The 23,823-nt window shown below is 56.7% G+C and carries 35 protein-coding genes; 34 read left to right on the top strand and 1 reads right to left on the bottom strand.

All coding sequences use genetic code 11. The features are described from left to right. Positions 1-164 precede the first annotated feature (164 nt). The 34 genes from rpsL (at position 165) to bfr (ending at position 20,792) form a co-directional block, all read left to right on the top strand. Positions 165-536, top strand: coding sequence for a 30S ribosomal protein S12 (rpsL, locus tag FFS12_RS17375; protein ID WP_003186084.1), 372 nt, complete (start codon positions 165-167; stop codon positions 534-536). A gap of 148 nt (positions 537-684) precedes the next feature. Continuing rightward, positions 685-1,155, top strand: a complete 471-nt coding sequence (gene rpsG, locus FFS12_RS17370) for a 30S ribosomal protein S7 (protein ID WP_002555493.1) — start codon at positions 685-687, stop codon at positions 1,153-1,155. A gap of 30 nt (positions 1,156-1,185) precedes the next feature. Further along, complete coding sequence (fusA, locus tag FFS12_RS17365; protein ID WP_137820691.1) at positions 1,186-3,288, top strand: elongation factor G; 2,103 nt, start codon at positions 1,186-1,188, stop codon at positions 3,286-3,288. A gap of 30 nt (positions 3,289-3,318) precedes the next feature. Then, positions 3,319-4,512 (top strand): elongation factor Tu, encoded by a 1,194-nt coding sequence (tuf, locus tag FFS12_RS17360; protein ID WP_137888635.1) that lies wholly within the window; start codon positions 3,319-3,321, stop codon positions 4,510-4,512. A gap of 140 nt (positions 4,513-4,652) precedes the next feature. Beyond that, positions 4,653-4,964 (top strand): 30S ribosomal protein S10, encoded by a 312-nt coding sequence (gene rpsJ, locus FFS12_RS17355; RefSeq protein ID WP_003186070.1) that lies wholly within the window; start codon positions 4,653-4,655, stop codon positions 4,962-4,964. A gap of 84 nt (positions 4,965-5,048) precedes the next feature. Further along, entirely contained in the window at positions 5,049-5,684 is a 636-nt protein-coding gene (gene rplC, locus FFS12_RS17350) for a 50S ribosomal protein L3 (protein WP_119952555.1), read from the top strand. A gap of 12 nt (positions 5,685-5,696) precedes the next feature. Next, on the top strand, positions 5,697-6,299 hold the full coding sequence (gene rplD / locus FFS12_RS17345) for a 50S ribosomal protein L4 (protein WP_137888634.1): 603 nt from the start codon (positions 5,697-5,699) through the stop codon (positions 6,297-6,299). Then, positions 6,296-6,595 (top strand): 50S ribosomal protein L23, encoded by a 300-nt coding sequence (gene rplW, locus FFS12_RS17340; RefSeq protein ID WP_002555488.1) that lies wholly within the window; start codon positions 6,296-6,298, stop codon positions 6,593-6,595. Before rplD ends, rplW begins: the two co-directional genes overlap by 4 nt. A gap of 14 nt (positions 6,596-6,609) precedes the next feature. Continuing rightward, positions 6,610-7,434 carry a 50S ribosomal protein L2 gene (gene rplB, locus FFS12_RS17335; protein WP_137820056.1) on the top strand — a complete coding sequence of 275 codons (825 nt, stop codon included), beginning with the start codon at positions 6,610-6,612 and terminating at the stop codon, positions 7,432-7,434. Between the two features lie 16 nt (positions 7,435-7,450). Beyond that, on the top strand, positions 7,451-7,726 hold the full coding sequence (rpsS, locus tag FFS12_RS17330; protein ID WP_010486981.1) for a 30S ribosomal protein S19: 276 nt from the start codon (positions 7,451-7,453) through the stop codon (positions 7,724-7,726). Positions 7,727-7,739: 13 nt separating this feature from the next. Then, positions 7,740-8,072, top strand: coding sequence for a 50S ribosomal protein L22 (rplV, locus tag FFS12_RS17325; protein WP_003103908.1), 333 nt, complete (start codon positions 7,740-7,742; stop codon positions 8,070-8,072). 13 nt (positions 8,073-8,085) lie between these two features. Next, the gene (gene rpsC / locus FFS12_RS17320) at positions 8,086-8,772 is read left to right on the top strand and encodes a 30S ribosomal protein S3 (RefSeq protein ID WP_119952552.1); all 687 of its coding nucleotides are present in this window, start codon (positions 8,086-8,088) and stop codon (positions 8,770-8,772) included. 12 nt (positions 8,773-8,784) lie between these two features. After that, on the top strand, positions 8,785-9,198 hold the full coding sequence (gene rplP, locus FFS12_RS17315) for a 50S ribosomal protein L16 (RefSeq protein ID WP_110618209.1): 414 nt from the start codon (positions 8,785-8,787) through the stop codon (positions 9,196-9,198). After that, positions 9,198-9,389, top strand: coding sequence for a 50S ribosomal protein L29 (rpmC, locus tag FFS12_RS17310; protein WP_002555481.1), 192 nt, complete (start codon positions 9,198-9,200; stop codon positions 9,387-9,389). Before rplP ends, rpmC begins: the two co-directional genes overlap by 1 nt. Before the next feature lie 2 nt (positions 9,390-9,391). Then, positions 9,392-9,658 carry a 30S ribosomal protein S17 gene (rpsQ, locus tag FFS12_RS17305; protein WP_119952551.1) on the top strand — a complete coding sequence of 89 codons (267 nt, stop codon included), beginning with the start codon at positions 9,392-9,394 and terminating at the stop codon, positions 9,656-9,658. Between the two features lie 23 nt (positions 9,659-9,681). Then, complete coding sequence (rplN, locus tag FFS12_RS17300; protein ID WP_003289207.1) at positions 9,682-10,050, top strand: 50S ribosomal protein L14; 369 nt, start codon at positions 9,682-9,684, stop codon at positions 10,048-10,050. A gap of 11 nt (positions 10,051-10,061) precedes the next feature. After that, the gene (rplX, locus tag FFS12_RS17295; protein WP_119952550.1) at positions 10,062-10,376 is read left to right on the top strand and encodes a 50S ribosomal protein L24; all 315 of its coding nucleotides are present in this window, start codon (positions 10,062-10,064) and stop codon (positions 10,374-10,376) included. A 20-nt stretch (positions 10,377-10,396) separates the two neighbouring features. Further along, positions 10,397-10,936, top strand: coding sequence for a 50S ribosomal protein L5 (gene rplE / locus FFS12_RS17290; RefSeq protein WP_137888632.1), 540 nt, complete (start codon positions 10,397-10,399; stop codon positions 10,934-10,936). Between the two features lie 13 nt (positions 10,937-10,949). Beyond that, on the top strand, positions 10,950-11,255 hold the full coding sequence (gene rpsN, locus FFS12_RS17285; RefSeq protein WP_137820057.1) for a 30S ribosomal protein S14: 306 nt from the start codon (positions 10,950-10,952) through the stop codon (positions 11,253-11,255). A 214-nt stretch (positions 11,256-11,469) separates the two neighbouring features. After that, the gene (gene rpsH, locus FFS12_RS17280; RefSeq protein ID WP_119952547.1) at positions 11,470-11,862 is read left to right on the top strand and encodes a 30S ribosomal protein S8; all 393 of its coding nucleotides are present in this window, start codon (positions 11,470-11,472) and stop codon (positions 11,860-11,862) included. A gap of 12 nt (positions 11,863-11,874) precedes the next feature. Further along, complete coding sequence (rplF, locus tag FFS12_RS17275; RefSeq protein WP_137820059.1) at positions 11,875-12,408, top strand: 50S ribosomal protein L6; 534 nt, start codon at positions 11,875-11,877, stop codon at positions 12,406-12,408. Positions 12,409-12,418: 10 nt separating this feature from the next. Further along, positions 12,419-12,769: a 50S ribosomal protein L18 gene (rplR, locus tag FFS12_RS17270; RefSeq protein WP_119952545.1), complete on the top strand. Its 351-nt coding sequence runs from the start codon at positions 12,419-12,421 to the stop codon at positions 12,767-12,769. Between the two features lie 3 nt (positions 12,770-12,772). After that, complete coding sequence (gene rpsE / locus FFS12_RS17265; protein ID WP_119952544.1) at positions 12,773-13,291, top strand: 30S ribosomal protein S5; 519 nt, start codon at positions 12,773-12,775, stop codon at positions 13,289-13,291. 2 nt (positions 13,292-13,293) lie between these two features. Continuing rightward, the gene (gene rpmD, locus FFS12_RS17260; protein WP_119952543.1) at positions 13,294-13,476 is read left to right on the top strand and encodes a 50S ribosomal protein L30; all 183 of its coding nucleotides are present in this window, start codon (positions 13,294-13,296) and stop codon (positions 13,474-13,476) included. A gap of 3 nt (positions 13,477-13,479) precedes the next feature. Further along, positions 13,480-13,914 (top strand): 50S ribosomal protein L15, encoded by a 435-nt coding sequence (gene rplO / locus FFS12_RS17255; protein WP_119952542.1) that lies wholly within the window; start codon positions 13,480-13,482, stop codon positions 13,912-13,914. Further along, positions 13,915-15,243 carry a preprotein translocase subunit SecY gene (gene secY / locus FFS12_RS17250; protein ID WP_137888630.1) on the top strand — a complete coding sequence of 443 codons (1,329 nt, stop codon included), beginning with the start codon at positions 13,915-13,917 and terminating at the stop codon, positions 15,241-15,243. 27 nt (positions 15,244-15,270) lie between these two features. Next, positions 15,271-15,387 (top strand): 50S ribosomal protein L36, encoded by a 117-nt coding sequence (gene rpmJ, locus FFS12_RS17245; protein WP_002555468.1) that lies wholly within the window; start codon positions 15,271-15,273, stop codon positions 15,385-15,387. A gap of 131 nt (positions 15,388-15,518) precedes the next feature. Continuing rightward, positions 15,519-15,875 carry a 30S ribosomal protein S13 gene (rpsM, locus tag FFS12_RS17240; RefSeq protein WP_108096520.1) on the top strand — a complete coding sequence of 119 codons (357 nt, stop codon included), beginning with the start codon at positions 15,519-15,521 and terminating at the stop codon, positions 15,873-15,875. Positions 15,876-15,905: 30 nt separating this feature from the next. Next, positions 15,906-16,295 carry a 30S ribosomal protein S11 gene (gene rpsK, locus FFS12_RS17235; protein WP_002555466.1) on the top strand — a complete coding sequence of 130 codons (390 nt, stop codon included), beginning with the start codon at positions 15,906-15,908 and terminating at the stop codon, positions 16,293-16,295. 17 nt (positions 16,296-16,312) lie between these two features. Further along, complete coding sequence (rpsD, locus tag FFS12_RS17230) at positions 16,313-16,933, top strand: 30S ribosomal protein S4 (RefSeq protein WP_119952540.1); 621 nt, start codon at positions 16,313-16,315, stop codon at positions 16,931-16,933. A 22-nt stretch (positions 16,934-16,955) separates the two neighbouring features. After that, positions 16,956-17,957, top strand: a complete 1,002-nt coding sequence (gene rpoA, locus FFS12_RS17225) for a DNA-directed RNA polymerase subunit alpha (RefSeq protein WP_119952539.1) — start codon at positions 16,956-16,958, stop codon at positions 17,955-17,957. 42 nt (positions 17,958-17,999) lie between these two features. Further along, positions 18,000-18,386, top strand: coding sequence for a 50S ribosomal protein L17 (rplQ, locus tag FFS12_RS17220; RefSeq protein ID WP_119952538.1), 387 nt, complete (start codon positions 18,000-18,002; stop codon positions 18,384-18,386). Positions 18,387-18,729: 343 nt separating this feature from the next. Beyond that, positions 18,730-20,178 (top strand): catalase, encoded by a 1,449-nt coding sequence (locus FFS12_RS17215; protein ID WP_137888628.1) that lies wholly within the window; start codon positions 18,730-18,732, stop codon positions 20,176-20,178. Between the two features lie 149 nt (positions 20,179-20,327). Beyond that, on the top strand, positions 20,328-20,792 hold the full coding sequence (gene bfr, locus FFS12_RS17210; protein WP_137888626.1) for a bacterioferritin: 465 nt from the start codon (positions 20,328-20,330) through the stop codon (positions 20,790-20,792). 109 nt (positions 20,793-20,901) lie between these two features. Here bfr and uvrA read toward each other — a convergent pair whose 3' ends face one another. Next, positions 20,902-23,748, bottom strand: coding sequence for an excinuclease ABC subunit UvrA (gene uvrA, locus FFS12_RS17205; RefSeq protein ID WP_137888624.1), 2,847 nt, complete (start codon positions 23,746-23,748; stop codon positions 20,902-20,904). Positions 23,749-23,823: the final 75 nt, after the last annotated feature.

Below are 23,823 nucleotides of genomic sequence, written 5' to 3'. Positions count from 1 at the left end.
CCGGTGAGCCGTTCAGTGATGGATGGGGCTCCGGGGCCTCGCCTTGACGGGGTGCCAGAAGCTCTTTAGACTCTTGTACCCCTAAATTTGGCGGGACTCACGTCCTGCCATTTTGCTTATGTTGAAATACAAATAGTGTCGAAAGACAACAGTGGAGCTAGTAGATGGCAACTATCAACCAGCTGGTACGTCAGCCGCGTAAGCGTATCGTCGAGAAATCCGACGTGCCTGCGCTGCAGAACTGCCCGCAACGTCGTGGCGTGTGCACTCGCGTGTACACCACTACGCCGAAAAAACCTAACTCGGCACTGCGTAAAGTATGCCGTGTGCGTCTGACCAACGGTTTCGAGGTTTCCTCGTACATCGGCGGTGAAGGCCACAACCTGCAAGAGCACAGCGTGGTACTGATCCGCGGCGGTCGTGTAAAAGACTTGCCAGGTGTTCGTTACCACACCGTTCGCGGCTCCTTGGATACTTCCGGCGTCAAAGGCCGTAACCAGGGTCGTTCGAAGTACGGTACCAAGCGTCCGAAGTAATCGGTCGTTTGAACAATTGCAGATTTCTATTTTTCTGAGTCGATAAGAGTAAGGTCGGGCGTAACCGCAGGATTGTCATCCCTCCAAGGGTTCACAATCAGGGCTTATTGTTCCCGGGCTAACCTGAAGACCGTTTGAGGGCTTATCCATGCCAAGAAGACGTGTAGCAGCCAAGCGCGAAGTGCTTGACGATCCAAAATACGGTAGCCAAATCCTGGCCAAGTTCATGAACCACGTGATGGAAAGCGGCAAGAAAGCCGTTGCCGAGCGTATCGTTTATGGCGCGCTGGAGAAGGTTAAAGAGCGTAAGAACAGCGATCCCCTGGAAATCTTCGAGAAAGCTCTCGACGCCATCGCTCCGCTGGTCGAAGTGAAGTCGCGCCGTGTTGGCGGTGCTACTTACCAGGTTCCGGTCGAAGTTCGTCCGTCCCGTCGTAACGCCCTGGCCATGCGCTGGTTGGTGGATTTCGCCCGTAAGCGTGGCGAAAAATCCATGGCCCTGCGTTTGGCTGGCGAGTTGCTGGATGCCGCTGAAGGCAAAGGTGCTGCTGTTAAGAAGCGTGAAGACGTGCACCGCATGGCAGAAGCCAACAAGGCCTTCTCGCACTACCGCTTCTAAATTCGGCGCTTCTAAATTTGCGAGGGCTTTATGGCTCGTACTACACCGATTAACCGCTACCGTAACATCGGTATCGTCGCGCACGTGGATGCTGGCAAGACCACGACGACGGAGCGGGTTTTGTTCTACACGGGCGTCAACCACAAAATGGGCGAGGTGCATGATGGCGCCGCGACCATGGACTGGATGGTGCAGGAGCAGGAGCGTGGTATCACTATCACCTCCGCTGCCACTACTGCGTTCTGGGCGGGTTCTTCCAAACAGTTCGACAAGTACCGTTTCAATATCATCGATACCCCCGGTCACGTGGACTTCACCATTGAAGTAGAGCGCTCCTTGCGCGTACTCGATGGCGCGGTCGTGGTGTTCTGCGGTACCTCGGGTGTTGAGCCGCAGTCCGAAACCGTATGGCGTCAAGCCAACAAATACGGTGTTCCGCGTCTTGTTTACGTCAACAAGATGGACCGTGCCGGTGCCAACTTCCTGCGCGTGATCGGTCAGATCAAAGAGCGTCTGGGTCACACTCCGGTGCCGATCCAGCTGGCTATCGGTTCTGAAGAGAACTTCGTCGGTCAGATCGATCTGATCAAGATGAAGGCTGTCTACTGGAACGATGACGATCAGGGTATGACCTTCCGTGAGGAAGAGATCCCGGCCGAGCTTCAGGGGCTGGCTGAAGAGTGGCGCAGCAATATGGTTGAGGCGGCCGCCGAAGCCAACGAAGAGTTCATGAACAAGTATCTCGAGGGTGAAGAGCTCACCATCGCAGAAATCAAGGCTGGTCTGCGTCAGCGCACTATCGCTGGCGAAATCGTACCGGCTGTTTGTGGTTCTTCCTTCAAGAACAAGGGCGTGCCCCTGGTTCTCGACGCCGTTATCGATTACCTGCCTGCTCCGGTTGATATTCCGGCGATCAAGGGTAGCGATCCGGATGACGAAACCGTTGAGATGGAGCGTCATGCCGATGACAGCGAGCCGTTCTCGGCGCTGGCATTCAAGATCGCTACAGACCCGTTCGTCGGTACTCTGACCTTCGCGCGCGTTTATTCGGGCGTGTTGAGCTCTGGCGATGCGGTGATCAACTCGGTCAAGGGCAAGAAAGAGCGCGTTGGTCGTATGGTGCAAATGCATGCGAACACCCGTGAGGAAATCAAGGAAGTGCGCGCTGGCGACATCGCTGCACTGATCGGCATGAAAGACGTCACCACTGGCGACACTCTGTGCTCCCTTGAGAAGCCGATCATCTTGGTGCGCATGGACTTCCCGGAGCCGGTTATCTCGGTTGCCGTTGAGCCGAAAACCAAGGTCGACCAGGAAAAAATGGGTATCGCTCTGGGCAAGCTTGCTCAGGAAGACCCGTCTTTCCGCGTCAAGACCGACGAAGAGACTGGTCAGACGATCATCTCGGGCATGGGTGAGTTGCACCTGGATATCCTCGTCGACCGCATGAAGCGCGAGTTCGGTGTGGAGGCCAACATCGGTAAGCCGCAGGTTGCTTACCGTGAGACCATTCGCAACAAGTGCGAAATCGAAGGCAAGTTCGTGCGTCAATCCGGTGGTCGTGGCCAGTTCGGTCATTGCTGGATCCGCTTCGAGCCGGCTGACGAAGGTCAGGAAGGTCTGCAGTTCGTCAACGAAGTAGTAGGTGGTGTGGTTCCGAAGGAATACATCCCGGCTATTCAGAAGGGTATCGAAGAGCAGATGAAAAACGGCGTTGTTGCCGGTTATCCGCTCATCGGCCTAAAAGCTGCGGTCTTCGATGGTTCTTACCATGATGTCGACTCTAACGAGATGGCATTTAAGATCGCTGCTTCCATGGCGACCAAGCAGCTGGCCCAAAAGGGCGGCGCTGTACTGCTTGAGCCGATCATGAAAGTGGAAGTGGTAACGCCAGAAGACTACATGGGTGACGTGATGGGCGACCTGAACCGTCGTCGTGGTCTGATCCAGGGTATGGAAGATACGGTTGCCGGCAAAGTGATTCGTGCCGAGGTTCCGTTGGGTGAGATGTTTGGTTATGCGACCGACGTCCGCTCCATGTCTCAGGGTCGCGCCAGCTACTCCATGGAATTTTCGAAGTACTCAGAAGCTCCGTCGAACATCGCCGAAGCTATCGTCAAGAAACAAGGCTGATCCAGCCCTTTAGGCAAGAGGTTTACTGTCGTGGCTAAAGAAAAATTTGAACGTAAAAAACCGCACCTCAACGTCGGCACTATTGGTCACGTTGACCATGGTAAAACGACTCTGACTGCTGCTCTGACCAAGGTCTGCGCTGAAGCCTTCGGTGGTTCCGCGCGTGACTTCGCCCAGATCGATAACGCTCCGGAAGAAAAGGCTCGTGGTATCACGATCAACACTTCCCACGTTGAATACGATTCGGCTGTCCGTCACTACGCACACGTAGACTGCCCGGGCCACGCTGACTATGTGAAAAACATGATCACTGGTGCTGCGCAGATGGATGGCGCGATCCTGGTTTGCTCCGCTGCTGACGGCCCGATGCCGCAGACTCGCGAGCACATCCTGCTGTCCCGTCAGGTAGGTGTTCCGTACATCGTGGTCTTCCTGAACAAGGCTGACATGGTGGACGACGCTGAGCTGCTGGAACTGGTTGAGATGGAAGTGCGCGATCTGTTGAGCACTTACGACTTCCCGGGCGACGACACGCCGATCATTATCGGTTCCGCGCTGATGGCGTTGAACGGTCAAGACGATAACGAAATGGGTACCTCTGCCGTGCGCAAGCTGGTTGAGACTCTGGACAGCTACATCCCGGAGCCTGAGCGCGCCATCGACAAGCCGTTCCTGATGCCAATCGAAGACGTGTTCTCCATCTCCGGTCGCGGCACCGTGGTAACCGGCCGTGTCGAGCGTGGCATCGTCAAGATTCAGGAAGAAGTGGAAATTGTCGGTATCCGTGATACCACCAAGACCATCTGCACCGGCGTTGAGATGTTCCGCAAGCTGCTGGACGAAGGCCGTGCTGGTGAGAACGTCGGCGTACTGCTGCGTGGCACCAAGCGTGACGACGTCGAGCGTGGTCAGGTATTGGCCAAGCCGGGCACCATCAAGCCGCACACCAAGTTCGAAGGCGAAGTGTACATTCTGAGCAAGGAAGAAGGCGGCCGTCATACTCCGTTCTTCAAAGGCTACCGTCCGCAGTTCTACTTCCGTACGACTGACGTGACCGGTAACTGCGAGCTGCCAGAAGGCGTTGAAATGGTAATGCCGGGCGACAACATCAAAATGGTTGTCACCCTGATTGCTCCGATCGCGATGGAAGACGGTCTGCGTTTTGCCATCCGTGAAGGCGGTCGTACCGTTGGCGCTGGTGTAGTTGCCAAAATCATCGAGTAATCGTTGATTCTTGAAAAAAGCCCCCGCTTGCGGGGGCTTTTTTATTGAGTTGACACCTGGGGGGGGCGTCTATAGAATTGCGCCTCCTTTTAACGGGCGTATTGCGCCCGCTGGGAATAGCAGCTGGGAGTCTGAGGTCAATGCAAAATCAACAAATCCGGATACGGTTGAAGGCTTTTGATCATCGCCTAATCGACCAATCCACCCAGGAAATCGTGGAAACCGCGAAACGTACTGGTGCTCAGGTGCGTGGTCCGATTCCTCTGCCTACTCGCAAAGAGCGGTTTACTGTTCTGGTTTCTCCGCACGTCAACAAGGACGCGCGCGACCAGTATGAAATCCGTACTCATAAGCGCGTGCTGGACATCGTTCAGCCAACGGATAAAACCGTTGATGCTCTTATGAAGCTCGATCTTGCGGCTGGCGTGGAAGTGCAGATCAGCCTCGGCTAAGACCTGTAGGGTTTTAGTCGTGTAACGCTCTGAAATGGGCGGCCATAGCGGGTGAAAGCCCCGTACACTCATGAGGTTTACAACATGACTATTGGTGTAGTCGGTCGTAAATGCGGTATGACCCGTATTTTCACCGAAGAAGGTGTCTCCATTCCGGTTACGGTCATTGAGATCGAGCCGAATCGCGTCACTCAGTTCAAAACCGAAGAAAGCGATGGCTATCGTGCAGTGCAAGTCACTGTCGGTGAGCGTCGTGCTTCGCGCGTGACTGCTGCTCAAGCGGGTCACTTCGCTAAAGCAAACGTAGCTGCCGGTCGCGGCGTCTGGGAGTTCCGTCTTGAAGAGGGCGACTACCAGGCTGGCGATGTGATCAACGCAGAAATTTTCCAAGCAGGTCAGCTGGTGGATGTCACCGGTCAGTCCAAGGGTAAAGGCTTCGCCGGTACCATCAAGCGCTGGAACTTCCGCGGTCAAGATAACACCCACGGTAACTCCGTCTCCCACCGCGTCCCTGGCTCTATCGGCCAGTGCCAGACTCCTGGTCGTGTATTCAAGGGCAAAAAAATGTCCGGTCATATGGGCGCTGAGCGCGTGACCGTGCAGTCCCTGGAAGTTGTGCGCGTCGACGCTGAACGCAATCTGCTGCTGGTGAAGGGTGCTGTTCCTGGCGCTACTGGCGGCAACCTGGTTGTGCGTCCGGCAGCCAAGGCTCGCGGTTAAGGGGAAGCTGACATGCAATTAAATGTAAATGACGCTCAGGCGATCGAAGTTTCCGAGCTGACCTTTGGCGGCGAATTCAACGAGACGCTGGTACACCAGGCAGTCGTGGCCTATATGGCTGGCGGTCGTCAGGGCAGCAAGCAGCAGAAGACTCGTTCCGACGTTTCCGGTGGTGGTAAGCGCCCGTGGCGTCAGAAGGGTACTGGCCGTGCTCGTGCCGGTACTATCCGTAGCCCAATCTGGCGTGGCGGTGGTACCACTTTCGCAGCGCGTCCGCAGGATCATTCGCAGAAGCTGAACAAGAAGATGTATCGCGCAGCGCTGCGCTCCATCCTTGCCGAGTTGGTGCGCACCGATCGTCTGGTTGTGGTTCAAGACTTCGCTGTCGAAGCGCCGAAAACCAAAACTCTGCTGAACAAGCTGAATGGCATGGGTCTGACAGATGTTCTGATCGTGTCTGATGCTGTTGATCAGAATCTGTACCTGGCTGCTCGTAACCTGCCGCACGTCGATGTGCGTGATGTACAGGGTTCCGATCCGGTCAGTCTGATCGCATACGACAAAGTGTTGATCACTGTGTCGGCCGTGAAGAAATTCGAGGAGCTGCTGGGATGAACCAGGAACGCGTATTTAAAGTGCTACTTGGCCCGCACGTCTCTGAGAAAGCCACGGTTTTGGCTGACAAAAAAGGCCAGTTCGTTTTCAAGGTTGCGACCGATGCAACCAAGCTGGAAATCAAGAAGGCCGTCGAAAGCCTGTTCAGCGTGAAAGTAGAGCGTGTGACTACCCTGAATGTTCTGGGTAAGAGCAAGCGTACTGCTCGCGGTCTGGGCAAGCGTAATGACTGGAAGAAGGCAGTAATCTCCCTTCAGCCGGGCCAAGATCTCGACTTCAGCAGCAGTGCTGAGTAAGGAAGGGGTGCATCATGGCAATCGTTAAATGCAAACCGACTTCCGCTGGCCGCCGTTTTGTGGTCAAGGTGGTCAACCAGGAGCTGCACAAAGGCGCTCCTTACGCACCGCTGCTCGAGAAGAAGTCGAAGTCTGGTGGTCGTAACAACAATGGTCGTATTACCACTCGTCACATCGGTGGTGGCCATAAGCAGCATTACCGTCTGGTCGATTTTCGTCGCAACGACAAAGATGGCATTCCGGCCACTGTCGAGCGCATCGAATATGACCCGAACCGTACCGCGCACATCGCTCTGCTGATGTATGCGGACGGCGAGCGCCGTTACATCATTGCCCCTAAAGGCGTGAGTGCAGGCGACCAGCTGATCGCAGGCGCTCTTGCGCCGATCAAGCCGGGTAATGCTCTGCAGCTACGTAACATGCCGGTGGGTAGCACTGTGCATGGTGTTGAACTGAAGCCGGGTAAAGGTGCTCAGATCGCTCGCTCCGCTGGTGCTTCGGCTCAGCTGATCGCTCGTGAAGGTGCTTACGTGACCCTGCGTCTGCGTTCCGGTGAAATGCGTAAAGTGCTGGCTGAGTGCCGTGCGACCCTGGGCGAGGTCTCGAACTCCGAGCACAGCCTGCGTTCGCTGGGTAAAGCTGGCGCCAAGCGCTGGCGTGGCGTTCGCCCGACCGTTCGTGGTGTTGCCATGAACCCAGTCGACCACCCGCATGGTGGTGGTGAAGGTCGTACCTCTGGTGGTCGTCATCCGGTGTCTCCATGGGGCTTCCCGACTAAGGGCGCGAAGACTCGTGGTAACAAGCGCACCGATAAAATGATCGTCCGTCGTCGCAAGTAAATAGAGGGATACGACAGTGCCACGTTCTCTGAAAAAAGGTCCTTTTATTGATCTTCACCTACTGAAGAAGATCGAAGTGGCGGTGGAAAAGAACGATCGCAAGCCGGTGAAAACCTGGTCGCGCCGTTCCATGATCCTGCCGCAAATGGTTGGTCTGACCATTGCTGTGCATAACGGTCGTCAACATGTCCCAGTTCTTGTGAACGAAGACATGGTCGGTCACAAACTGGGCGAGTTTGCCGGTACCCGCACTTATCGTGGGCACGTGGCTGACAAGAAAGCCAAGCGTTAAGGGGTAAGGAACGATGGAAGTAGCCGCTAAGTTGTCGGGCGCTCGAATCTCCGCCCAGAAAGCCCGCTTGGTCGCCGACCAGATCCGCGGGAAGAAGGTGGGCGAAGCGCTCAACCTGTTGGCTTTCAGCAGTAAGAAAGCCGCCGAGATCATGAAAAAAGTGCTGGAGTCGGCTGTAGCCAACGCCGAGCACAACGAAGGCGCAGACGTGGATGACCTTAAGGTTTCCACCGTTTTCGTCAACGAAGGGCGTTCGCTGAAGCGCATCATGCCGCGTGCCAAAGGCCGTGCTGATCGCATCGTCAAGCGGTCTTGCCATATCACTGTCAAGGTTGCTGACAAGTAACGGAGTCGAAGAGATGGGTCAGAAAGTACATCCCATTGGCATTCGCCTGGGTATCGTCAAGGAGCACACCTCCGTCTGGTACGCCAGCGGTCGGACTTATGCGGACTATTTGTTCGCTGATCTGAAGGTGCGTGAGTATCTCCAAGACAAATTAAAAAGCGCGTCCGTCAGCCGTATCGATATCCATCGTCCGGCTCAAACAGCACGTATCACCATCCACACCGCTCGTCCCGGCATCGTGATCGGCAAGAAAGGTGAGGATGTTGAGAAGCTGCGTCAGGACCTGACCAAGCAAATGGGTGTGCCTGTGCACATCAATATCGAAGAGATCCGCAAGCCGGAGCTCGACGGTATGCTGGTTGCGCAGAGCGTAGCTCAGCAGCTGGAGCGTCGTGTGATGTTCCGTCGCGCCATGAAGCGCGCTGTACAGAACGCCATGCGCATTGGTGCCAAAGGCATCAAAATCCAAGTGAGCGGTCGTTTGGGCGGCGCAGAAATTGCCCGTACCGAGTGGTATCGCGAAGGTCGTGTGCCGTTGCACACCCTGCGTGCCGATATCGACTATGCCACGTACGAAGCGCACACCACTTATGGTGTGATCGGTGTCAAGGTTTGGATCTTCAAGGGCGAAGTAATTGGTGGTCGCCAGGAAGAACTGAAGCCGCAAGCACCTGCGCCTCGTAAAAAAGCTGCTAAGTAAGGGGTACGCCAAATGTTGCAACCAAAGCGTACGAAGTTCCGCAAGCAGATGACTGGCCACAACCGTGGCTTGGCTCAGCGCGGTAGCAAAGTCAGCTTCGGCGAGTTCGCGCTGAAGTCTGTTGCTCGTGGTCGTCTCACCGCCCGTCAGATCGAGTCCGCTCGTCGTGCTCTGACTCGTCACGTTAAGCGTGGCGGGAAAATCTGGATTCGTGTGTTCCCTGATAAGCCGGTCACCAAGAAGCCTCTCGAAGTGCGGATGGGTAAAGGTAAGGGTAGCGTCGAGTATTGGGTTGCCCAGATTCAGCCAGGCAAAGTCCTGTATGAAATCGAGGGTGTTTCCGAAGAGCTGGCGCGTGAGGCTTTCGCCCTGGCTGCTGCAAAGCTGCCGCTCGCCACCTCCTTTGTTAAGCGGACGGTGATGTGATGAAAGCGAATGAACTTCGTGAAAAATCAGCACAGCAGCTGAACGAGCAACTGCTCGGCCTGCTGCGCGACCAGTTCAATCTGCGTATGCAGAAGGCAACTGGCCAGTTGGGGCAGTCTCACCTGCTCTCGCAAGTTAAGCGTGACATCGCTCGCGTGAAGACTGTGCTCAACCAGCAGGCAGGTAAGTAATCATGGCTGAAGCCGAAAAAACCGTCCGTACGCTGACTGGCCGTGTCGTCAGCGACAAGATGGACAAGACCATCACCGTCCTGATCGAGCGTCGCGTTAAGCACCCGATCTACGGTAAATACGTGAAGCGTTCGACCAAGCTGCACGCCCACGACGAAACCAATCAGTGCCATATCGGCGACAAGGTCACTATTCGTGAAACTCGTCCGCTGGCCAAGACCAAAACTTGGGCACTGGTTGAAGTCGTTGAACGCGCAGTGGAAGTCTAAGGACTAGGGGTCGGAGAAATTATATGATTCAGACTCAATCCATGCTCGATGTGGCCGACAACAGCGGTGCACGCCGTGTTATGTGCATCAAGGTGTTGGGCGGTTCGCATCGCCGTTACGCTGGCATCGGCGACATCATCAAAGTCACCGTCAAGGAAGCGATTCCGCGCGGTAAAGTGAAAAAAGGCCAAGTGATGACTGCTGTCGTAGTCCGCACTCGCCACGGTGTTCGTCGTCCAGACGGCTCCATCATTCGCTTTGATGGCAACGCTGCTGTTCTGCTGAACAACAAGCAAGAGCCGATCGGCACCCGTATCTTTGGGCCCGTGACCCGTGAACTTCGCTCTGAGAAGTTCATGAAGATCGTCTCGCTCGCCCCTGAAGTGCTGTAAGGAGATCCGACATGCAAAAGATTCGTCGTGACGACGAGATCATCGTGATCGCCGGCAAAGACAAAGGTAAGCGTGGCAAGGTGCTCAAGGTTCTCGCTGACGACCGTCTGGTCGTTGGTGGGATCAACCTGGTAAAGCGCCATACCAAGCCGAACCCGATGTCGGGCGTTCAAGGCGGTATCGTCGAGAAAGAGGCGCCGCTGCACGCCTCTAACGTCGCCATTTTCAACGGTGAAACCAGCAAGGCTGACCGCGTTGGTTTCAAAGTAGAAGACGGCAAAAAAATTCGTGTCTTCAAGTCGACCCAAAAAGCGGTTGATGCTTGAACACTGCTAGGTAGAAGACCATGGCACGACTAAAAGAGATTTATCGGAAAGAAATCGCTCCGAAGCTTAAGGAAGAACTTAAGCTGTCGAACGTGATGGAAGTTCCGCGCGTTACCAAAATCACCCTGAATATGGGTCTTGGCGAGGCGATCGGTGATAAGAAAATCATCGAGCACGCGGTAGCGGATTTGGAAAAAATCACCGGTCAAAAAGTCATTGTGACTTACGCTCGGAAATCCATCGCTGGCTTTAAAGTCCGTGAAGGTTGGCCGATCGGCGTTAAGGTTACTCTGCGTCGCGATCGTATGTATGAATTCCTGGATCGTCTGCTTTCGATCTCCCTGCCGCGCGTGCGTGACTTCCGCGGCCTGAATGCCAAGTCCTTCGATGGTCGTGGCAACTACAGCATGGGCGTCAAAGAGCAGATCATTTTCCCGGAAATCGATTACGACAAGATCGATGCTCTGCGCGGTCTGGACATTACCCTGACCACCACTGCTAAGAACGATGATGAAGGTCGCGCTCTGCTGCGCGCTTTCAAATTCCCGTTCCGCAACTGATTGGAGTAGGAACATGGCCAAGCAAAGCATGAAAAACCGCGAGCTGAAGCGTCAGCAAACGGTAGCAAAGTTCGCTAAGAAGCGTGCCGAGCTGAAAGCTACCATCGTGAATCCGAACACCAGTCCGGAAGCTCGTTGGGAAGCGCAGATCGCTCTGCAGAAGCAGCCGCGTGACGCCAGCGCCTCGCGCCTGCGTAACCGCTGCCGCCTCACCGGTCGTCCGCATGGCGTGTACCGCAAGTTCGGCCTCGGCCGTAACAAACTGCGCGAAGCTGCCATGCGCGGTGACGTACCGGGTCTGGTGAAAGCTAGCTGGTAAGCGGTCTGTCAGGATTCGCGGCTGCCCGGCCTGCAGAGATCGTGCAGTTGCGTTGAGCGATATTGAATCAAGCCCCTTTTGGGGCTTGATTCATTTTTAAGCAGTCTCTAGAATGATCGGCTCGCCTGAGCCTGGGTTTTGGTTTGCCCGGAATTTTTCTAGCGACTGTAGTAGCCGGAAGGCTAATTCTTTTTGTATCAGGAGCGTCTAGCCCATGAGTATGCAGGACCCGTTAGCGGACATGCTAACTCGTATCCGTAATGCCCAGATGGCTGAAAAGTCCGTCGTAAGCATGCCTTCCTCCACGTTGAAGGTGGCTGTAGCCAAAGTCCTCAAGGACGAAGGTTACATTGCGGGTTTTCAGATCAGCAGCGATATCAAGCCGTTGCTATCCATCGAGCTGAAATATTTCGAAGGCCGTCCGGTCATCGAAGAAGTGAAGCGCGTTAGCCGTCCAGGCTTGCGCCAGTACAAGTCCGTCGATGATCTGCCAAAAGTTCGTGGCGGTCTTGGCGTATCCATCGTCTCCACCAACAAAGGTGTGATGACGGATCGTGCTGCGCGCGCTGCCGGTGTCGGCGGTGAAGTGCTTTGCACAGTGTTCTAAGGGGGGATAAGCATGTCTCGCGTTGCTAAGAACCCCGTTAAGCTGCCAGCTGGTGTTGAGATCAAACTCGCCGGCCAACAGCTTTCGGTGAAGGGTGCTAAAGGCGCTCTAGAACTGAACGTTCATTCGTCCGTTGAAGTGGTTGAGGAAGCCGGTGAACTGCGTTTTGCAGCTCGCAATGGCGATCAGCAAACTCGTGCAATGGCCGGTACCACCCGTGCGTTGGTTAACAACATGGTGATCGGCGTCAGCCAAGGCTTCGAGCGTAAGCTTCAGCTGGTTGGTGTGGGTTACAAAGCACAGGCAAAAGGCGAAGTGCTGTCCCTGGCGCTGGGCTTCTCGCATCCGGTGGAATACGAACTTCCGCAAGGCGTCACCGCCGAAACCCCCAGCCAGACCGATATCCTGATCAAGGGCATCGATAAGCAGCTGGTTGGTCAAGTGGCCGCTGAGATCCGCGACTTCCGTCCGCCAGAGCCCTATAAAGGCAAAGGTGTGCGTTACGCAGACGAAGTCGTCCGCCGTAAAGAAGCCAAGAAGAAGTAGGGCATAGCAAATGACCGACAAAAAAGTTACTCGACTGCGTCGCGCTCGCAAAGCACGCCTGAAAATGCACGAGCTAGAAGCCGTGCGTCTCTGCGTGTATCGCTCTTCGCAGCACATTTACGCCCAGGTCATCTCGGCCGACGGCAGCAAAGTCCTGGCAAGCGCCTCGACTTTGGACAAGGATCTGCGTGATGGTGCCACCGGCAACATCGATGCGGCCACGAAAGTTGGTCAGCTGGTTGCTGAGCGTGCGAAAGCCGCTGGCGTCACTCAGGTGGCATTCGACCGTTCTGGCTTCAAGTACCACGGCCGTGTTAAGGCACTGGCTGATGCTGCTCGTGAAGGCGGGCTGGAGTTCTAAGTTATGGCAAATGATCAAAGACGCGACAGCCGCGACGAAGGCCGCGACGAAGGCTACATCGAGAAGCTGGTTCAAGTTAACCGCGTTGCCAAGACCGTAAAAGGTGGCCGTATTTTCACTTTCACCGCGTTGACCGTGGTGGGTGATGGTAAGGGTCGCGTAGGTTTCGGTCGTGGCAAGTCTCGCGAAGTGCCGGCTGCTATTCAGAAGGCAATGGAAGCTGCTCGTCGCAACATGATTCAGGTGGACCTCAATGGCACCACTCTGCAGTACGCGATGAAGTCTGCCCATGGCGCCTCCAAGGTGTACATGCAGCCTGCTTCTGAAGGTACTGGCATCATCGCGGGCGGCGCTATGCGTGCCGTTCTCGAAGTTGCTGGCGTGCAGAACGTATTGGCCAAGTGCTATGGCTCGACTAACCCGGTGAACGTGGTTCACGCCACATTCAAGGGTTTGAAGGCTATGCAATCTCCTGAGTCTATTGCGGCTAAGCGCGGCAAGAGCGTTAAGGAGATTTTCTAATCATGGCTAATGCAACTGTCAAAGTTACGTTGATCAAAAGCGTTAGCGGCCGTATCCCGAACCACAAACTTTGTGTGAAGGGTCTGGGTCTGCGTCGCATTGGTCACACTGTAGAAGTGCTGGATACTCCCGAGAACCGCGGGATGATCAACAAGGCTTACTACATGCTGCGAGTCGAGGGTTAACACATGTACCTGAACGATTTGAGTCCTGCGCCGGGTTCCCGTCGCGAGAAGCACCGTCCGGGCCGTGGTATCGGTAGCGGTTTGGGTAAGACTGGTGGCCGCGGCCACAAAGGTCAGACCTCCCGCTCCGGTGGCACCATTGCTCCGGGCTTTGAAGGCGGTCAACAGCCGCTGCACCGTCGTCTGCCGAAGTTCGGCTTCGTCTCCCTGAAGGCTATGGATCGCGCCGAAGTGCGTACCTCGGAGCTGAATAAAGTGGAAGGCGATGTCGTGACTCTGCAGTCCCTGAAGGATGCCAACCTGATTAATCAACACGTGCAGCGCGTGAAAGTCATGCTGTCCGGTGAGATTACTCGTGCGGTCACCCTTAAAGGTATCGCTGCCACCAAAGGTGCGCGTGCGGCTATCGAAGCAGCTGGCGGCAAGTTCGAGGACTAAATGGCTAAGCAAGGTGCTCTCTCAGCGCTCAGCAATGGTGGGTTATCCGAGCTCTGGGCTCGACTGCGCTTCCTCCTTATGGCGATTATCGTCTATCGGGTAGGTGCACACATCCCAGTGCCGGGGATCAATCCCGACCGGCTGGCTGACCTGTTCCGACAGAATGAGGGGACTATTCTTAGCCTGTTCAACATGTTTTCTGGCGGCGCGCTGGAGCGGATGAGTATCTTTGCGCTGGGGATCATGCCGTACATTTCGGCGTCGATCATCATGCAGCTCATGACCGCTGTCAGCCCGCAGCTGGAGCAGTTGAAGAAGGAAGGTGAGTCTGGCCGTCGCAAGATTAGCCAGTACACCCGCTACGGCACCTTGATCTTGGCTTTTGTGCAGGCGACCGGCATGTCCGTTGGCCTGGCGGGTCAAGGTGTAGCGTTCTCGGTTGATTTCGGCTTCCATTTCGTGGCTGTCACCACCTTCGTGGCGGGTGCCATGTTCATGATGTGGCTGGGCGAGCAGATCACTGAGCGCGGTGTCGGTAACGGCATCTCGATGCTGATTTTTGCGGGCATCGTGGCCGGTCTGCCGAGTGCCGTCGGGCAGTCTTTCGAGTCTGCTCGTCAGGGCGATATCAATATTTTTGCCCTGGTCGCCATTGGTTTGCTGGCGGTAGCGATCATCGGTTTTGTGGTGTTCATTGAGCGTGGTCAGCGTCGCATTGCGGTGCATTACGCCAAGCGTCAGCAGGGCCGTAAGGTCTTCGCGGCGCAGACTAGCCACTTGCCGCTGAAGGTGAACATGGCCGGTGTCATTCCGGCTATTTTCGCCAGTAGCCTGCTGTTGTTCCCGGCTTCGCTGGGTGCCTGGTTCGGTCAGTCTGAAGGTATGGGCTGGCTCCAGGATATTTCACAGGCTATCGCTCCTGGTCAGCCGTTGAACATTTTGCTGTTTAGTGCAGGGATTGTTTTCTTCTGCTTCTTCTATACGGCGCTGATGTTCAATCCGAAAGACGTAGCGGAAAACCTGAAGAAGTCCGGTGCCTTTATTCCGGGTATCCGTCCGGGTGAGCAGTCCGCGCGCTATATCGATGGCGTGTTGACTCGTTTGACCATGTTCGGTGCTTTGTACATGACGGCCGTTTGTTTGCTGCCCCAGTTCCTGGTGGTGGCTGCCAACGTACCGTTCTACCTTGGCGGGACCTCGTTGCTGATCGTGGTAGTGGTTGTGATGGACTTTATGTCGCAAGTACAATCGCACCTCGTTTCACACCAGTACGAATCCCTGATGAAGAAAGCCAACCTGAAGGGTTACGGCAGCGGCATGCTCCGCTGATGTCCCATAAGGTTCGAGGAGTTGGTGATGAAAGTTCGTGCATCGGTGAAAAAGCTGTGCCGTAACTGCAAAATTATTCGCCGTGAAGGTGTCGTGCGAGTGATCTGTAGTGCTGAACCGCGTCACAAGCAGCGCCAAGGCTGAGTGTGATCAAAAGCTATAAGCCCGGCAGCTAGTGCGCTGCCGGGTTGCTTATTTGTTATTACAGCGTTAATATCTCGCGCCCTTTTCTTGGCTTCCCGGGCGTAGGTAGCTGTCAATTGGAGTCTCACTGAATGGCCCGTATTGCAGGCGTCAACATTCCAGATAACAAGCATACTGTTATCTCGCTGACCTACATCTTCGGTGTTGGTCGCACTACTGCGCAGAAAATTTGCGCAACCACTGGGGTTAACCCAGCGGCAAAGATTAAAGATCTGAGCGATGAGCAGATTGAACTCTTGCGTGGCGAAGTCGCGAAGGTAAACACCGAAGGTGACCTTCGTCGTGAAGTCAACATGAAAATCAAGCGCTTGATGGACCTGGGTTGCTACCGCGGCCTGCGTCATCGCCGCGGCCTTCCGGTCCGTGGTCAGCGTACCAAGACCAACGCACGTACCCGTAAGGGTCCGCGTAAGCCGATCCGCAAGTAATCGCACCCGCGAATCGACAGGAATCTAGTCATGGCAAAACCTGCTGCTCGTCCTCGTAAAAAAGTCAAAAAGACAGTGGTTGATGGCATCGCCCATATCCACGCGTCTTTCAACAACACCATTGTGACCATTACCGATCGTCAAGGTAACGCCCTGTCCTGGGCTACCTCTGGTGGCTCGGGTTTCCGCGGTTCACGCAAGAGCACCCCGTTCGCCGCCCAGGTGGCTGCTGAACGTGCTGGTCAAGCTGCGCTGGAATACGGCCTGAAGAACCTCGACGTTAACGTCAAGGGTCCCGGTCCGGGTCGTGAGTCCGCTGTCCGTGCATTGAACGGCTGCGGTTACAAGATCGCCAGCATCACCGACGTGACGCCAATCCCGCATAACGGGTGCCGTCCGCCGAAGAAGCGTCGCGTGTAATCAGGAGACAGTAGAAAATGGCTCGTTACATTGGTCCCAAATGCAAACTGTCCCGTCGTGAAGGCACTGACCTCTTTCTGAAGAGCGGTGTTCGCGCTATCGAATCGAAGTGCAACATCGAGGCAGCCCCTGGTATCCACGGTCAACGTCGTGGTCGCCAATCCGATTACGGTACTCAGCTGCGTGAAAAACAGAAAGTTCGTCGTATCTACGGCGTACTAGAGCGCCAGTTCAGCGGTTACTACAAGGAAGCTGCCGGTCGTAAAGGCGCAACCGGTGAGAACCTGCTGCAACTGCTCGAGTGCCGTCTGGATAACGTCGTATACCGTATGGGCTTTGGCGCTACTCGTGCCGAATCCCGTCAGCTGGTTTCGCACAAAGCGATCAGCATCAACGGTAAAACCGTAAACGTACCGTCCTACCAGGTTCGTGCTGGTGACGTGGTTGCGGTTCGCGAGAAATCGAAGAATCAGCTGCGCATTGTTCAAGCTCTTGAGCTGTGTGCCCAGCGTGGCCGCGTTGAGTGGGTCGAAGTGGACACTGAGAAGAAAACTGGTGTGTTTAAAAACGTACCGGCTCGCAGTGACCTCTCCGCCGACATCAACGAAAGCCTGATTGTCGAGCTCTACTCCAAGTAAGGGCTAGAAAATAGGTGCATCCATGCAGATTTCGGTAAATGAGTTCCTGACCCCCCGCCATATCGATGTGCAGGTGGTCAGTCCGACCCGCGCCAAGATCACTCTCGAACCTCTCGAGCGTGGTTTCGGCCATACCCTGGGCAACGCGCTGCGTCGTATTTTGTTGTCCTCAATGCCTGGCTGTGCAGTAGTCGAGGCCGAAATTGACGGTGTACTCCATGAGTACAGCGCCATTGAAGGTGTTCAGGAAGACGTCATTGAAATCCTGCTCAACCTGAAAGGTCTGGCTATTAAGCTGCACGGTCGCGACGAAGTGACTCTGACACTGGCGAAGAAGGGCTCGGGCGTAGTTACCGCTGCCGATATTCAGCTGGATCATGATGTCGAGATCGTCAATGGTGATCACGTTATTGCCAACTTGGCTTCTAACGGCGCACTGAACATGAGACTCACTGTGGCTCGTGGTCGCGGCTATGAGCCGGCTGACTCGCGTCAGAGTGATGAAGACGAAAGCCGCAGCATCGGTCGCTTGCAGCTGGACTCTTCTTTCAGCCCGGTACGCCGCGTAGCGTACGTGGTTGAGAACGCCCGTGTTGAGCAGCGCACTAACCTAGACAAGCTGGTTATTGACCTGGAAACCAACGGTACCCTGGATCCGGAAGAGGCTATCCGCCGTGCCGCGACCATTCTGCAGCAGCAGTTGGCCGCGTTCGTGGACCTCAAAGGTGACAGTGAGCCCGTGGTGATTGAGCAGGAAGACGAGATCGATCCGATCCTGCTGCGTCCGGTTGACGACCTGGAACTGACCGTACGTTCGGCCAACTGCCTCAAGGCGGAGAACATCTACTACATCGGCGACCTGATTCAGCGCACCGAAGTAGAGTTGTTGAAGACTCCGAACCTGGGCAAGAAGTCCCTGACTGAGATCAAGGACGTCCTGGCCTCCCGTGGTCTGTCCCTCGGCATGCGCCTCGACAACTGGCCGCCGGCAAGTCTTAAGAAAGACGACAAGGCTACGGCCTGATCGTCGTAATCACCGAACGTGAGTTTGGTAAGGAATTGAACCATGCGTCATCGTAAGAGTGGTCGTCACCTGAGCCGTACCAGCGCTCACCGCAAGGCCATGTTTCAAAACATGGCGGTGTCGCTGTTTGAGCACGAGCTGATCAAAACTACCCTGCCTAAGGCCAAGGAACTGCGTCGCGTCGCCGAGCCGCTGATCACCCTGGCTAAAGAAGATAGTTTGGCTAACCGTCGCCTAGCTTTCGATCGTACCCGTTCGAAAGCCATCGTCGGCAAGCTGTTCAACGACCTGGGCAAGCGCTACGCCACCCGTCAGGGCGGTTACCTGCGTATCCTCAAGTGCGGTTTCCGCGCTGGCGACAATGCTCCAATGGCTTATGTTGAGCTGGTTGACCGTCCGGTCGGCGGCGCAGTAGAAGCTGCTGAGTAAGTCGTAGGTTGTAGAAAAAACCGGGCCATTGGCCCGGTTTTTTTATGCGCGTAATAAAGCGTCGAGAGTTGTGCTTGTTTCTGTCTGCGGTAGGTATGTTTTTAGACGCGGCGGTCTGTGGTTTCTGCCATTAGGCATGCGGGAGGCCGGGGCGGCTGGTTGTGAGTGGGGAGGTGGTCTTGGGCGATGAGCTGGGGTCTTCTGCTTTGCTTATCTTAATTCTGTAAAAGAATAAGACTATCGAGAGCTTTTACTTAATAAATTGGCTCTGTTGCTCAGGGGGTTCTAGCCTTTCATCCATTGCCGGACAGCACCGGTTGTATAACTGATGAGGAGAGCCAGGATGAGCCAGAAGCCTATTCTTACTACCAGTAGCGGTAGCCCGGTTGCCGATAACCAGAATTCTCGTTCCGCCGGGCCGCGTGGTCCGTTGCTGCTGGATGACTTTCATCTGGTCGAAAAGCTTGCCCATTTCAACCGTGAGGTGATCCCTGAGCGCCGTGTGCACGCCAAGGGGTCGGGTGCTTACGGTACCTTCACCGTCAGCCGCGATATCACCCAGTACACGCATGCCAAGCTGTTCGAATCAGTGGGTAAACAGACGCCCGTATTCCTGCGCTTCTCCACTGTGGGTGGTGAGCGCGGTTCGGCGGATACCGAGCGTGATCCGCGTGGTTTTGCCTTGAAGTTCTACACCGAGGAAGGCAACTGGGATGTGGTCGGTAACAACACCCCGGTGTTCTTTATCCGTGACCCGTTGAAGTTCCCTGACTTCATTCATACCCAGAAGCGTTTGCCGCAGAGCAACCTGAAGAGCCCGCAAGCCATGTGGGACTTCTGGTCGCTGTCGCCGGAGTCGCTGCATCAGGTCACTATCCTGTTCTCGGATCGTGGCATTCCGGACGGTTATCGTTTCATGCACGGCTTTGGCAGTCACACCTTCAGCCTGGTCAACGCCAAGGGTGAGCGGCATTGGGTCAAGTGGCACTTCAAAACCAAGCAGGGCATCAGGAACCTGGCGCCAGCCGATGCGGCACGTTTGGCCGGTACTGACCCAGATTACGCCCAGCGTGACCTGTTTGGCGCGATTGAGCGTGGCGACTTCCCGAAATGGCGGGTGTGCATTCAGCTGATGACCGAGGCCCAGGCGGCAGCGCATCATGAGAATCCGTTTGATGTGACCAAAACCTGGTCGCAGAAAGAGTACCCGCTGCTCGAAGTGGGTGAGCTGGAGCTCAATCGCAACCCGCAGAACTATTTTTCCGAGGTTGAACAGGCGGCTTTTGCCCCGAGCAATATCGTCCCGGGTATCGGCTTGTCGCCGGACAAAATGCTGCAAGGCCGGGTGTTTGCTTACGCCGATGCGCATCGCTATCGCGTGGGAACCAATCACCAGCAATTGCCGGTTAACGCGCCGAAGTGCCCCTATCACAACTATCAGCGTGATGGCTCGATGCGCTTTGATGGCAATGGTGGGGCGACGCCGAACTATGAGCCGAACAGCTATGTGGATGCGCCCAAGCAAGCGCCCGAATACCGCGAGCCGGCGTTGGCGCTGAGTGGTACGGCGGATCGCTTTGATCACCGCGTCGATGATGATTACTACAGTCAGGCAGGTGCGCTGTTCCGCTTGATGGACGCAGGGCAAAAGGAGTTGTTGATCAACAACATCGCGGGCGCTATGAAAAGTGTCACGCACGACGTTCAACTGCGCCAGATCGGGCATTTCCTCAAGGCCGATCCGGCCTATGGTGAAGGCGTCGCCAAGGCCTTGGGTATTGCCCTGAGCTAGCTGGGGCCCGGTATGAAAAAACCGCCCGCGTTCGAGGGCGGTTTTTTATGCGCGTAGATTTTTGCCGAGCGAATGGCTCGGGGCTAAAACCGTGATCCGCCAGGGTTGTTCGGTCAAACTTGGCGTTTTGCTCAGGGAGAAACGGGCGGATGAAAGGGCACCCGGAAGTCATCGACTATCTCAACACATTGCTGACCGGCGAATTGGCGGCTCGCGACCAATACTTCATTCATTCGCGGATGTACGAAGACTGGGGCTTCAGCAAGCTGTATGAGAGCATCAATCATGAGATGGAGGAAGAGGCGCAGCATGCGGATGCGTTGATCCGCCGAATCCTGATGCTTGAGGGCACACCGCGCATGCGGCCTGACGACGTGGATCGCGGAGCCACGGTGCCGGAGATGCTGGCCAGCGATCTGCGCCTGGAATACAAGGTGCGGGCCGCGCTGTGTAAGGGCATTGAGCTCTGTGAGCGGCACCAGGACTACATCAGTCGCGATATTTTGCGCGTACAGCTGGCCGACACCGAAGAGGACCACACCTACTGGCTCGAACAGCAGCTCGGCCGGATCAAGCTGATCGGTTTGGAGAACTACCTGCAGTCCCAGGCTTAAAAGCGAAGCCGTGCTGGAGACATAAAAGAATCCCCGAAGGCTCGGGGATTTTTTATGCGTGTTTGCATGACTCGGCAATGGCGGGCTGCCGCTTCGCGGCGAGGCCGCCCTACGCCCGGTCGCGTTCCAGCAAGGGTTTGAGGAAGAAGCCGGTGTGCGATTGCGGCATCTCGGCCACTTCTTCCGGCGTACCGCAGGCGATGATCTGCCCACCTCTGGAGCCGCCTTCGGGGCCGAGGTCCACCAGCCAATCGGCGGTCTTGATCACGTCGAGGTTGTGCTCTATCACCACAACGGTGTTGCCGTGGTCGCGCAGGCGGTGCAGCACATCAAGCAGTTGCTGGATATCGGCGAAGTGCAAACCGGTGGTCGGCTCGTCGAGGATATACAGGGTCTTGCCGGTATCGCGCTTGGACAGCTCGCGCGACAGCTTGACTCGTTGGGCTTCACCGCCGGACAGCGTGGTCGCCGACTGGCCGAGCTTGATATAGGACAGCCCGACGTCGACCAGCGTCTGCAGCTTGCGCGACAGGGCCGGCACCGCGTCGAAGAACGGCCGAGCCTCTTCGATGGTCATCTCCAGCACCTCGTGGATGCTCTTGCCCTTGTACTTGATCTCCAGGGTTTCGCGGTTGTAGCGCTTACTCTTGCACACGTCACAGGGCACGTAGATGTCCGGCAGGAAGTGCATCTCCACCTTGATCAGACCGTCGCCCTGGCAGGCCTCGCAGCGTCCGCCCTTGACGTTGAAGGAGAAGCGCCCGGGGCCATAGCCGCGTGAGCGCGACTCCGGCACGCCGGCGAACAGCTCGCGGATCGGTGTAAACAAGCCGGTGTAGGTCGCCGGGTTCGAGCGCGGCGTGCGGCCGATCGGGCTCTGGTCGATATCGACGACCTTGTCGAGGTGCTGCAGGCCGTCGCAGCTGTCGTGGGCGGCCGCTTCCAGTGTGCTGGCGCCGTTCAGGGCGGTGGCGCTGAGCGGATAGAGGGTGTTGTTGATCAGCGTCGACTTGCCCGAGCCGGAGACGCCGGTCACACAGGTCAGCAGGCCGAGCGGAATCTCCAGGTCGACGTTGCGCAAGTTGTTGCCGCGCGCGCCCTTGAGTTTCAGCGAACGCTTTTTATCGCGCTCGGTGCGCTTGCCTGGCACCGGGATTTTCACCCGGCCGGAGAGGTATTTGCCGGTCAGCGAATCCGGGTGCGCCATCACCTCGGCCGCCGTGCCTTCGGCCACGATTCGGCCGCCATGCACGCCCGCGCCCGGGCCGATATCGACCACATAGTCGGCCATGCGAATGGCGTCCTCGTCGTGCTCGACCACTATCACCGTGTTACCGATATCGCGTAGGTGCCGTAGGGTGCCGAGCAGGCGCTCGTTGTCGCGCTGGTGCAGGCCGATGGACGGCTCGTCGAGGATATACATGACGCCCACTAACCCTGCCCCGATCTGGCTGGCCAGACGAATGCGCTGCGCCTCGCCGCCGGAGAGCGTGTCGGCGCTGCGATCGAGGGTCAGGTAGTCGAGGCCGACGTTGACCAAAAACTGCAGGCGTTCACGAATTTCCTTGAGGATCTTCTCGGCGATTTCGCCGCGGCGGCCGGTTAGGCTCAGGCTACCGAAATATTCCGTGGCGTCGCCAATTGGCAGGCCGGTGACGGCTGGCAGGGTCCTTTCCCCCACCCAGACATGTCGCGCTTCGCGGCGCAGGCGGGTGCCGCGGCAATCCGGGCAGGGCTGGGTGCCGAGGAACTTGGCCAACTCCTCGCGCACCGTGGCCGATTCGGTCTCGCGGTAACGACGTTCCAGGTTCGGCACTATGCCTTCGAAGGGGTGGGCGCGTTTGACGATATCGCCGCGGTCATTCAGGTAGCGGAACTCGACGTTGGCGCTGCCGCTGCCATAGAGAATGACTTTCTGCTGTTCGGCGCTGAGGTCGTCGAAGGGCAGCTCCAGGCTGAAACCGTAGTGTGTGGCCAGCGAGCCGAGCATCTGGAAGTAATAGACGTTGCGCCGGTCCCAGCCACGAATCGCGCCTTCCGCCAGGGTCAGCTCGCCGTTGACCAGGCGCTTGATGTCGAAGAACTGCTTCACGCCCAGGCCGTCGCAGGTTGGGCAGGCGCCGGCGGGGTTGTTGAAGGAGAACAGCTTGGGTTCCAGCTCGCTGATCGAGTGGCCGCAGAGCGGGCAGGCGAAGCGCGCGGAGAAGATGATTTCGTCGCCTTCCTCGCCGTGCTCCTCATCAGGGAGTGGCGCGACGAAGGCCAGGCCGTCTGCCAGCTTGAGGGCCGTCTCGAAGGATTCGGCCAGGCGCTGCTGTAAGTCGGCGCGTGCCTTGAAGCGGTCGACTACCGCATCGATCGAATGCTTCTTCTGCTTGTCCAGCTTGGGCAGCTCGTCCAGTTCATGAAGCTTGCCGTTAATCCGCACGCGGACGAAGCCCTGGGCGCGCAGCTCATCGAATACCGCCAGGTGCTCGCCTTTGCGCTCGCGCACAATCGGCGCTAGCAGCATCAGTTTGCGCCCTTCAGGCAGCGCCAGGACTTGGTCGACCATCTGGCTGACGGTCTGGGCTTCCAGCGGCAGATCGTGGTCCGGGCAGCGCGGAGTACCGACGCGGGCATAGAGCAGGCGTAGGTAGTCGTAGATTTCGGTGATGGTGCCGACGGTGGAGCGCGGGTTGTGCGAGGTGGACTTCTGCTCGATGGAAATCGCTGGCGACAGGCCCTCGATGGTGTCGACGTCAGGCTTTTCCATTATCGAGAGGAACTGCCGGGCATAGGCCGACAGCGACTCCACATAGCGCCGCTGGCCTTCCGCATAGAGGGTGTCGAAGGCCAGCGATGACTTGCCGGAGCCAGACAGTCCGGTGATCACGATCAATTTATCGCGCGGCAGGGTCAGGTCGATGTTCTTCAGGTTGTGGGTTCGTGCCCCACGAATCAGGATCTTGTCCACTGCGGCCTCGCATGGCGGGCGGAAACCCGCGAGTATACGGCTCGCAGCGACCTAGCGGCAAAGCGTCGCGCCTGT

This window comes from Pseudomonas sp. 2FE (genome assembly GCF_005503735.1).
In the GTDB taxonomy this organism is placed as follows: Bacteria; Pseudomonadota; Gammaproteobacteria; order Pseudomonadales; family Pseudomonadaceae; genus Aquipseudomonas.
The sequence above is the reverse complement of the archived record's forward strand: the minus strand, read 5'-3'. Positions and strand labels throughout refer to the sequence as shown.

What these genes read in the sequence shown, in the direction of transcription:
- rplO (WP_119952542.1), top strand. Translation starts at nt 13,480, where the DNA reads ATGTACCTGAACGATTTGAGTCCTGCGCCGGGTTCCCGTCGCGAGAAG.
- rplV (WP_003103908.1), top strand. Translation starts at nt 7,740, where the DNA reads ATGGAAGTAGCCGCTAAGTTGTCGGGCGCTCGAATCTCCGCCCAGAAA.
- rpsK (WP_002555466.1), top strand. Translation starts at nt 15,906, where the DNA reads ATGGCAAAACCTGCTGCTCGTCCTCGTAAAAAAGTCAAAAAGACAGTG.
- rplR (WP_119952545.1), top strand. Translation starts at nt 12,419, where the DNA reads ATGACCGACAAAAAAGTTACTCGACTGCGTCGCGCTCGCAAAGCACGC.
- fusA (WP_137820691.1), top strand. Translation starts at nt 1,186, where the DNA reads ATGGCTCGTACTACACCGATTAACCGCTACCGTAACATCGGTATCGTC.
- rplF (WP_137820059.1), top strand. Translation starts at nt 11,875, where the DNA reads ATGTCTCGCGTTGCTAAGAACCCCGTTAAGCTGCCAGCTGGTGTTGAG.
- rplQ (WP_119952538.1), top strand. Translation starts at nt 18,000, where the DNA reads ATGCGTCATCGTAAGAGTGGTCGTCACCTGAGCCGTACCAGCGCTCAC.
- rpsE (WP_119952544.1), top strand. Translation starts at nt 12,773, where the DNA reads ATGGCAAATGATCAAAGACGCGACAGCCGCGACGAAGGCCGCGACGAA.
- rplD (WP_137888634.1), top strand. Translation starts at nt 5,697, where the DNA reads ATGCAATTAAATGTAAATGACGCTCAGGCGATCGAAGTTTCCGAGCTG.
- rpsN (WP_137820057.1), top strand. Translation starts at nt 10,950, where the DNA reads ATGGCCAAGCAAAGCATGAAAAACCGCGAGCTGAAGCGTCAGCAAACG.
- bfr (WP_137888626.1), top strand. Translation starts at nt 20,328, where the DNA reads ATGAAAGGGCACCCGGAAGTCATCGACTATCTCAACACATTGCTGACC.
- FFS12_RS17215 (WP_137888628.1), top strand. Translation starts at nt 18,730, where the DNA reads ATGAGCCAGAAGCCTATTCTTACTACCAGTAGCGGTAGCCCGGTTGCC.
- rpmC (WP_002555481.1), top strand. Translation starts at nt 9,198, where the DNA reads ATGAAAGCGAATGAACTTCGTGAAAAATCAGCACAGCAGCTGAACGAG.
- rpsQ (WP_119952551.1), top strand. Translation starts at nt 9,392, where the DNA reads ATGGCTGAAGCCGAAAAAACCGTCCGTACGCTGACTGGCCGTGTCGTC.
- rplN (WP_003289207.1), top strand. Translation starts at nt 9,682, where the DNA reads ATGATTCAGACTCAATCCATGCTCGATGTGGCCGACAACAGCGGTGCA.
- rpsC (WP_119952552.1), top strand. Translation starts at nt 8,086, where the DNA reads ATGGGTCAGAAAGTACATCCCATTGGCATTCGCCTGGGTATCGTCAAG.
- rplE (WP_137888632.1), top strand. Translation starts at nt 10,397, where the DNA reads ATGGCACGACTAAAAGAGATTTATCGGAAAGAAATCGCTCCGAAGCTT.
- rpoA (WP_119952539.1), top strand. Translation starts at nt 16,956, where the DNA reads ATGCAGATTTCGGTAAATGAGTTCCTGACCCCCCGCCATATCGATGTG.
- rpsG (WP_002555493.1), top strand. Translation starts at nt 685, where the DNA reads ATGCCAAGAAGACGTGTAGCAGCCAAGCGCGAAGTGCTTGACGATCCA.
- rpsJ (WP_003186070.1), top strand. Translation starts at nt 4,653, where the DNA reads ATGCAAAATCAACAAATCCGGATACGGTTGAAGGCTTTTGATCATCGC.
- rpsH (WP_119952547.1), top strand. Translation starts at nt 11,470, where the DNA reads ATGAGTATGCAGGACCCGTTAGCGGACATGCTAACTCGTATCCGTAAT.
- rplW (WP_002555488.1), top strand. Translation starts at nt 6,296, where the DNA reads ATGAACCAGGAACGCGTATTTAAAGTGCTACTTGGCCCGCACGTCTCT.
- rpmD (WP_119952543.1), top strand. Translation starts at nt 13,294, where the DNA reads ATGGCTAATGCAACTGTCAAAGTTACGTTGATCAAAAGCGTTAGCGGC.
- rpsM (WP_108096520.1), top strand. Translation starts at nt 15,519, where the DNA reads ATGGCCCGTATTGCAGGCGTCAACATTCCAGATAACAAGCATACTGTT.
- rpmJ (WP_002555468.1), top strand. Translation starts at nt 15,271, where the DNA reads ATGAAAGTTCGTGCATCGGTGAAAAAGCTGTGCCGTAACTGCAAAATT.
- secY (WP_137888630.1), top strand. Translation starts at nt 13,915, where the DNA reads ATGGCTAAGCAAGGTGCTCTCTCAGCGCTCAGCAATGGTGGGTTATCC.
- rplB (WP_137820056.1), top strand. Translation starts at nt 6,610, where the DNA reads ATGGCAATCGTTAAATGCAAACCGACTTCCGCTGGCCGCCGTTTTGTG.
- rpsL (WP_003186084.1), top strand. Translation starts at nt 165, where the DNA reads ATGGCAACTATCAACCAGCTGGTACGTCAGCCGCGTAAGCGTATCGTC.
- rplC (WP_119952555.1), top strand. Translation starts at nt 5,049, where the DNA reads ATGACTATTGGTGTAGTCGGTCGTAAATGCGGTATGACCCGTATTTTC.
- rplX (WP_119952550.1), top strand. Translation starts at nt 10,062, where the DNA reads ATGCAAAAGATTCGTCGTGACGACGAGATCATCGTGATCGCCGGCAAA.
- rplP (WP_110618209.1), top strand. Translation starts at nt 8,785, where the DNA reads ATGTTGCAACCAAAGCGTACGAAGTTCCGCAAGCAGATGACTGGCCAC.
- rpsD (WP_119952540.1), top strand. Translation starts at nt 16,313, where the DNA reads ATGGCTCGTTACATTGGTCCCAAATGCAAACTGTCCCGTCGTGAAGGC.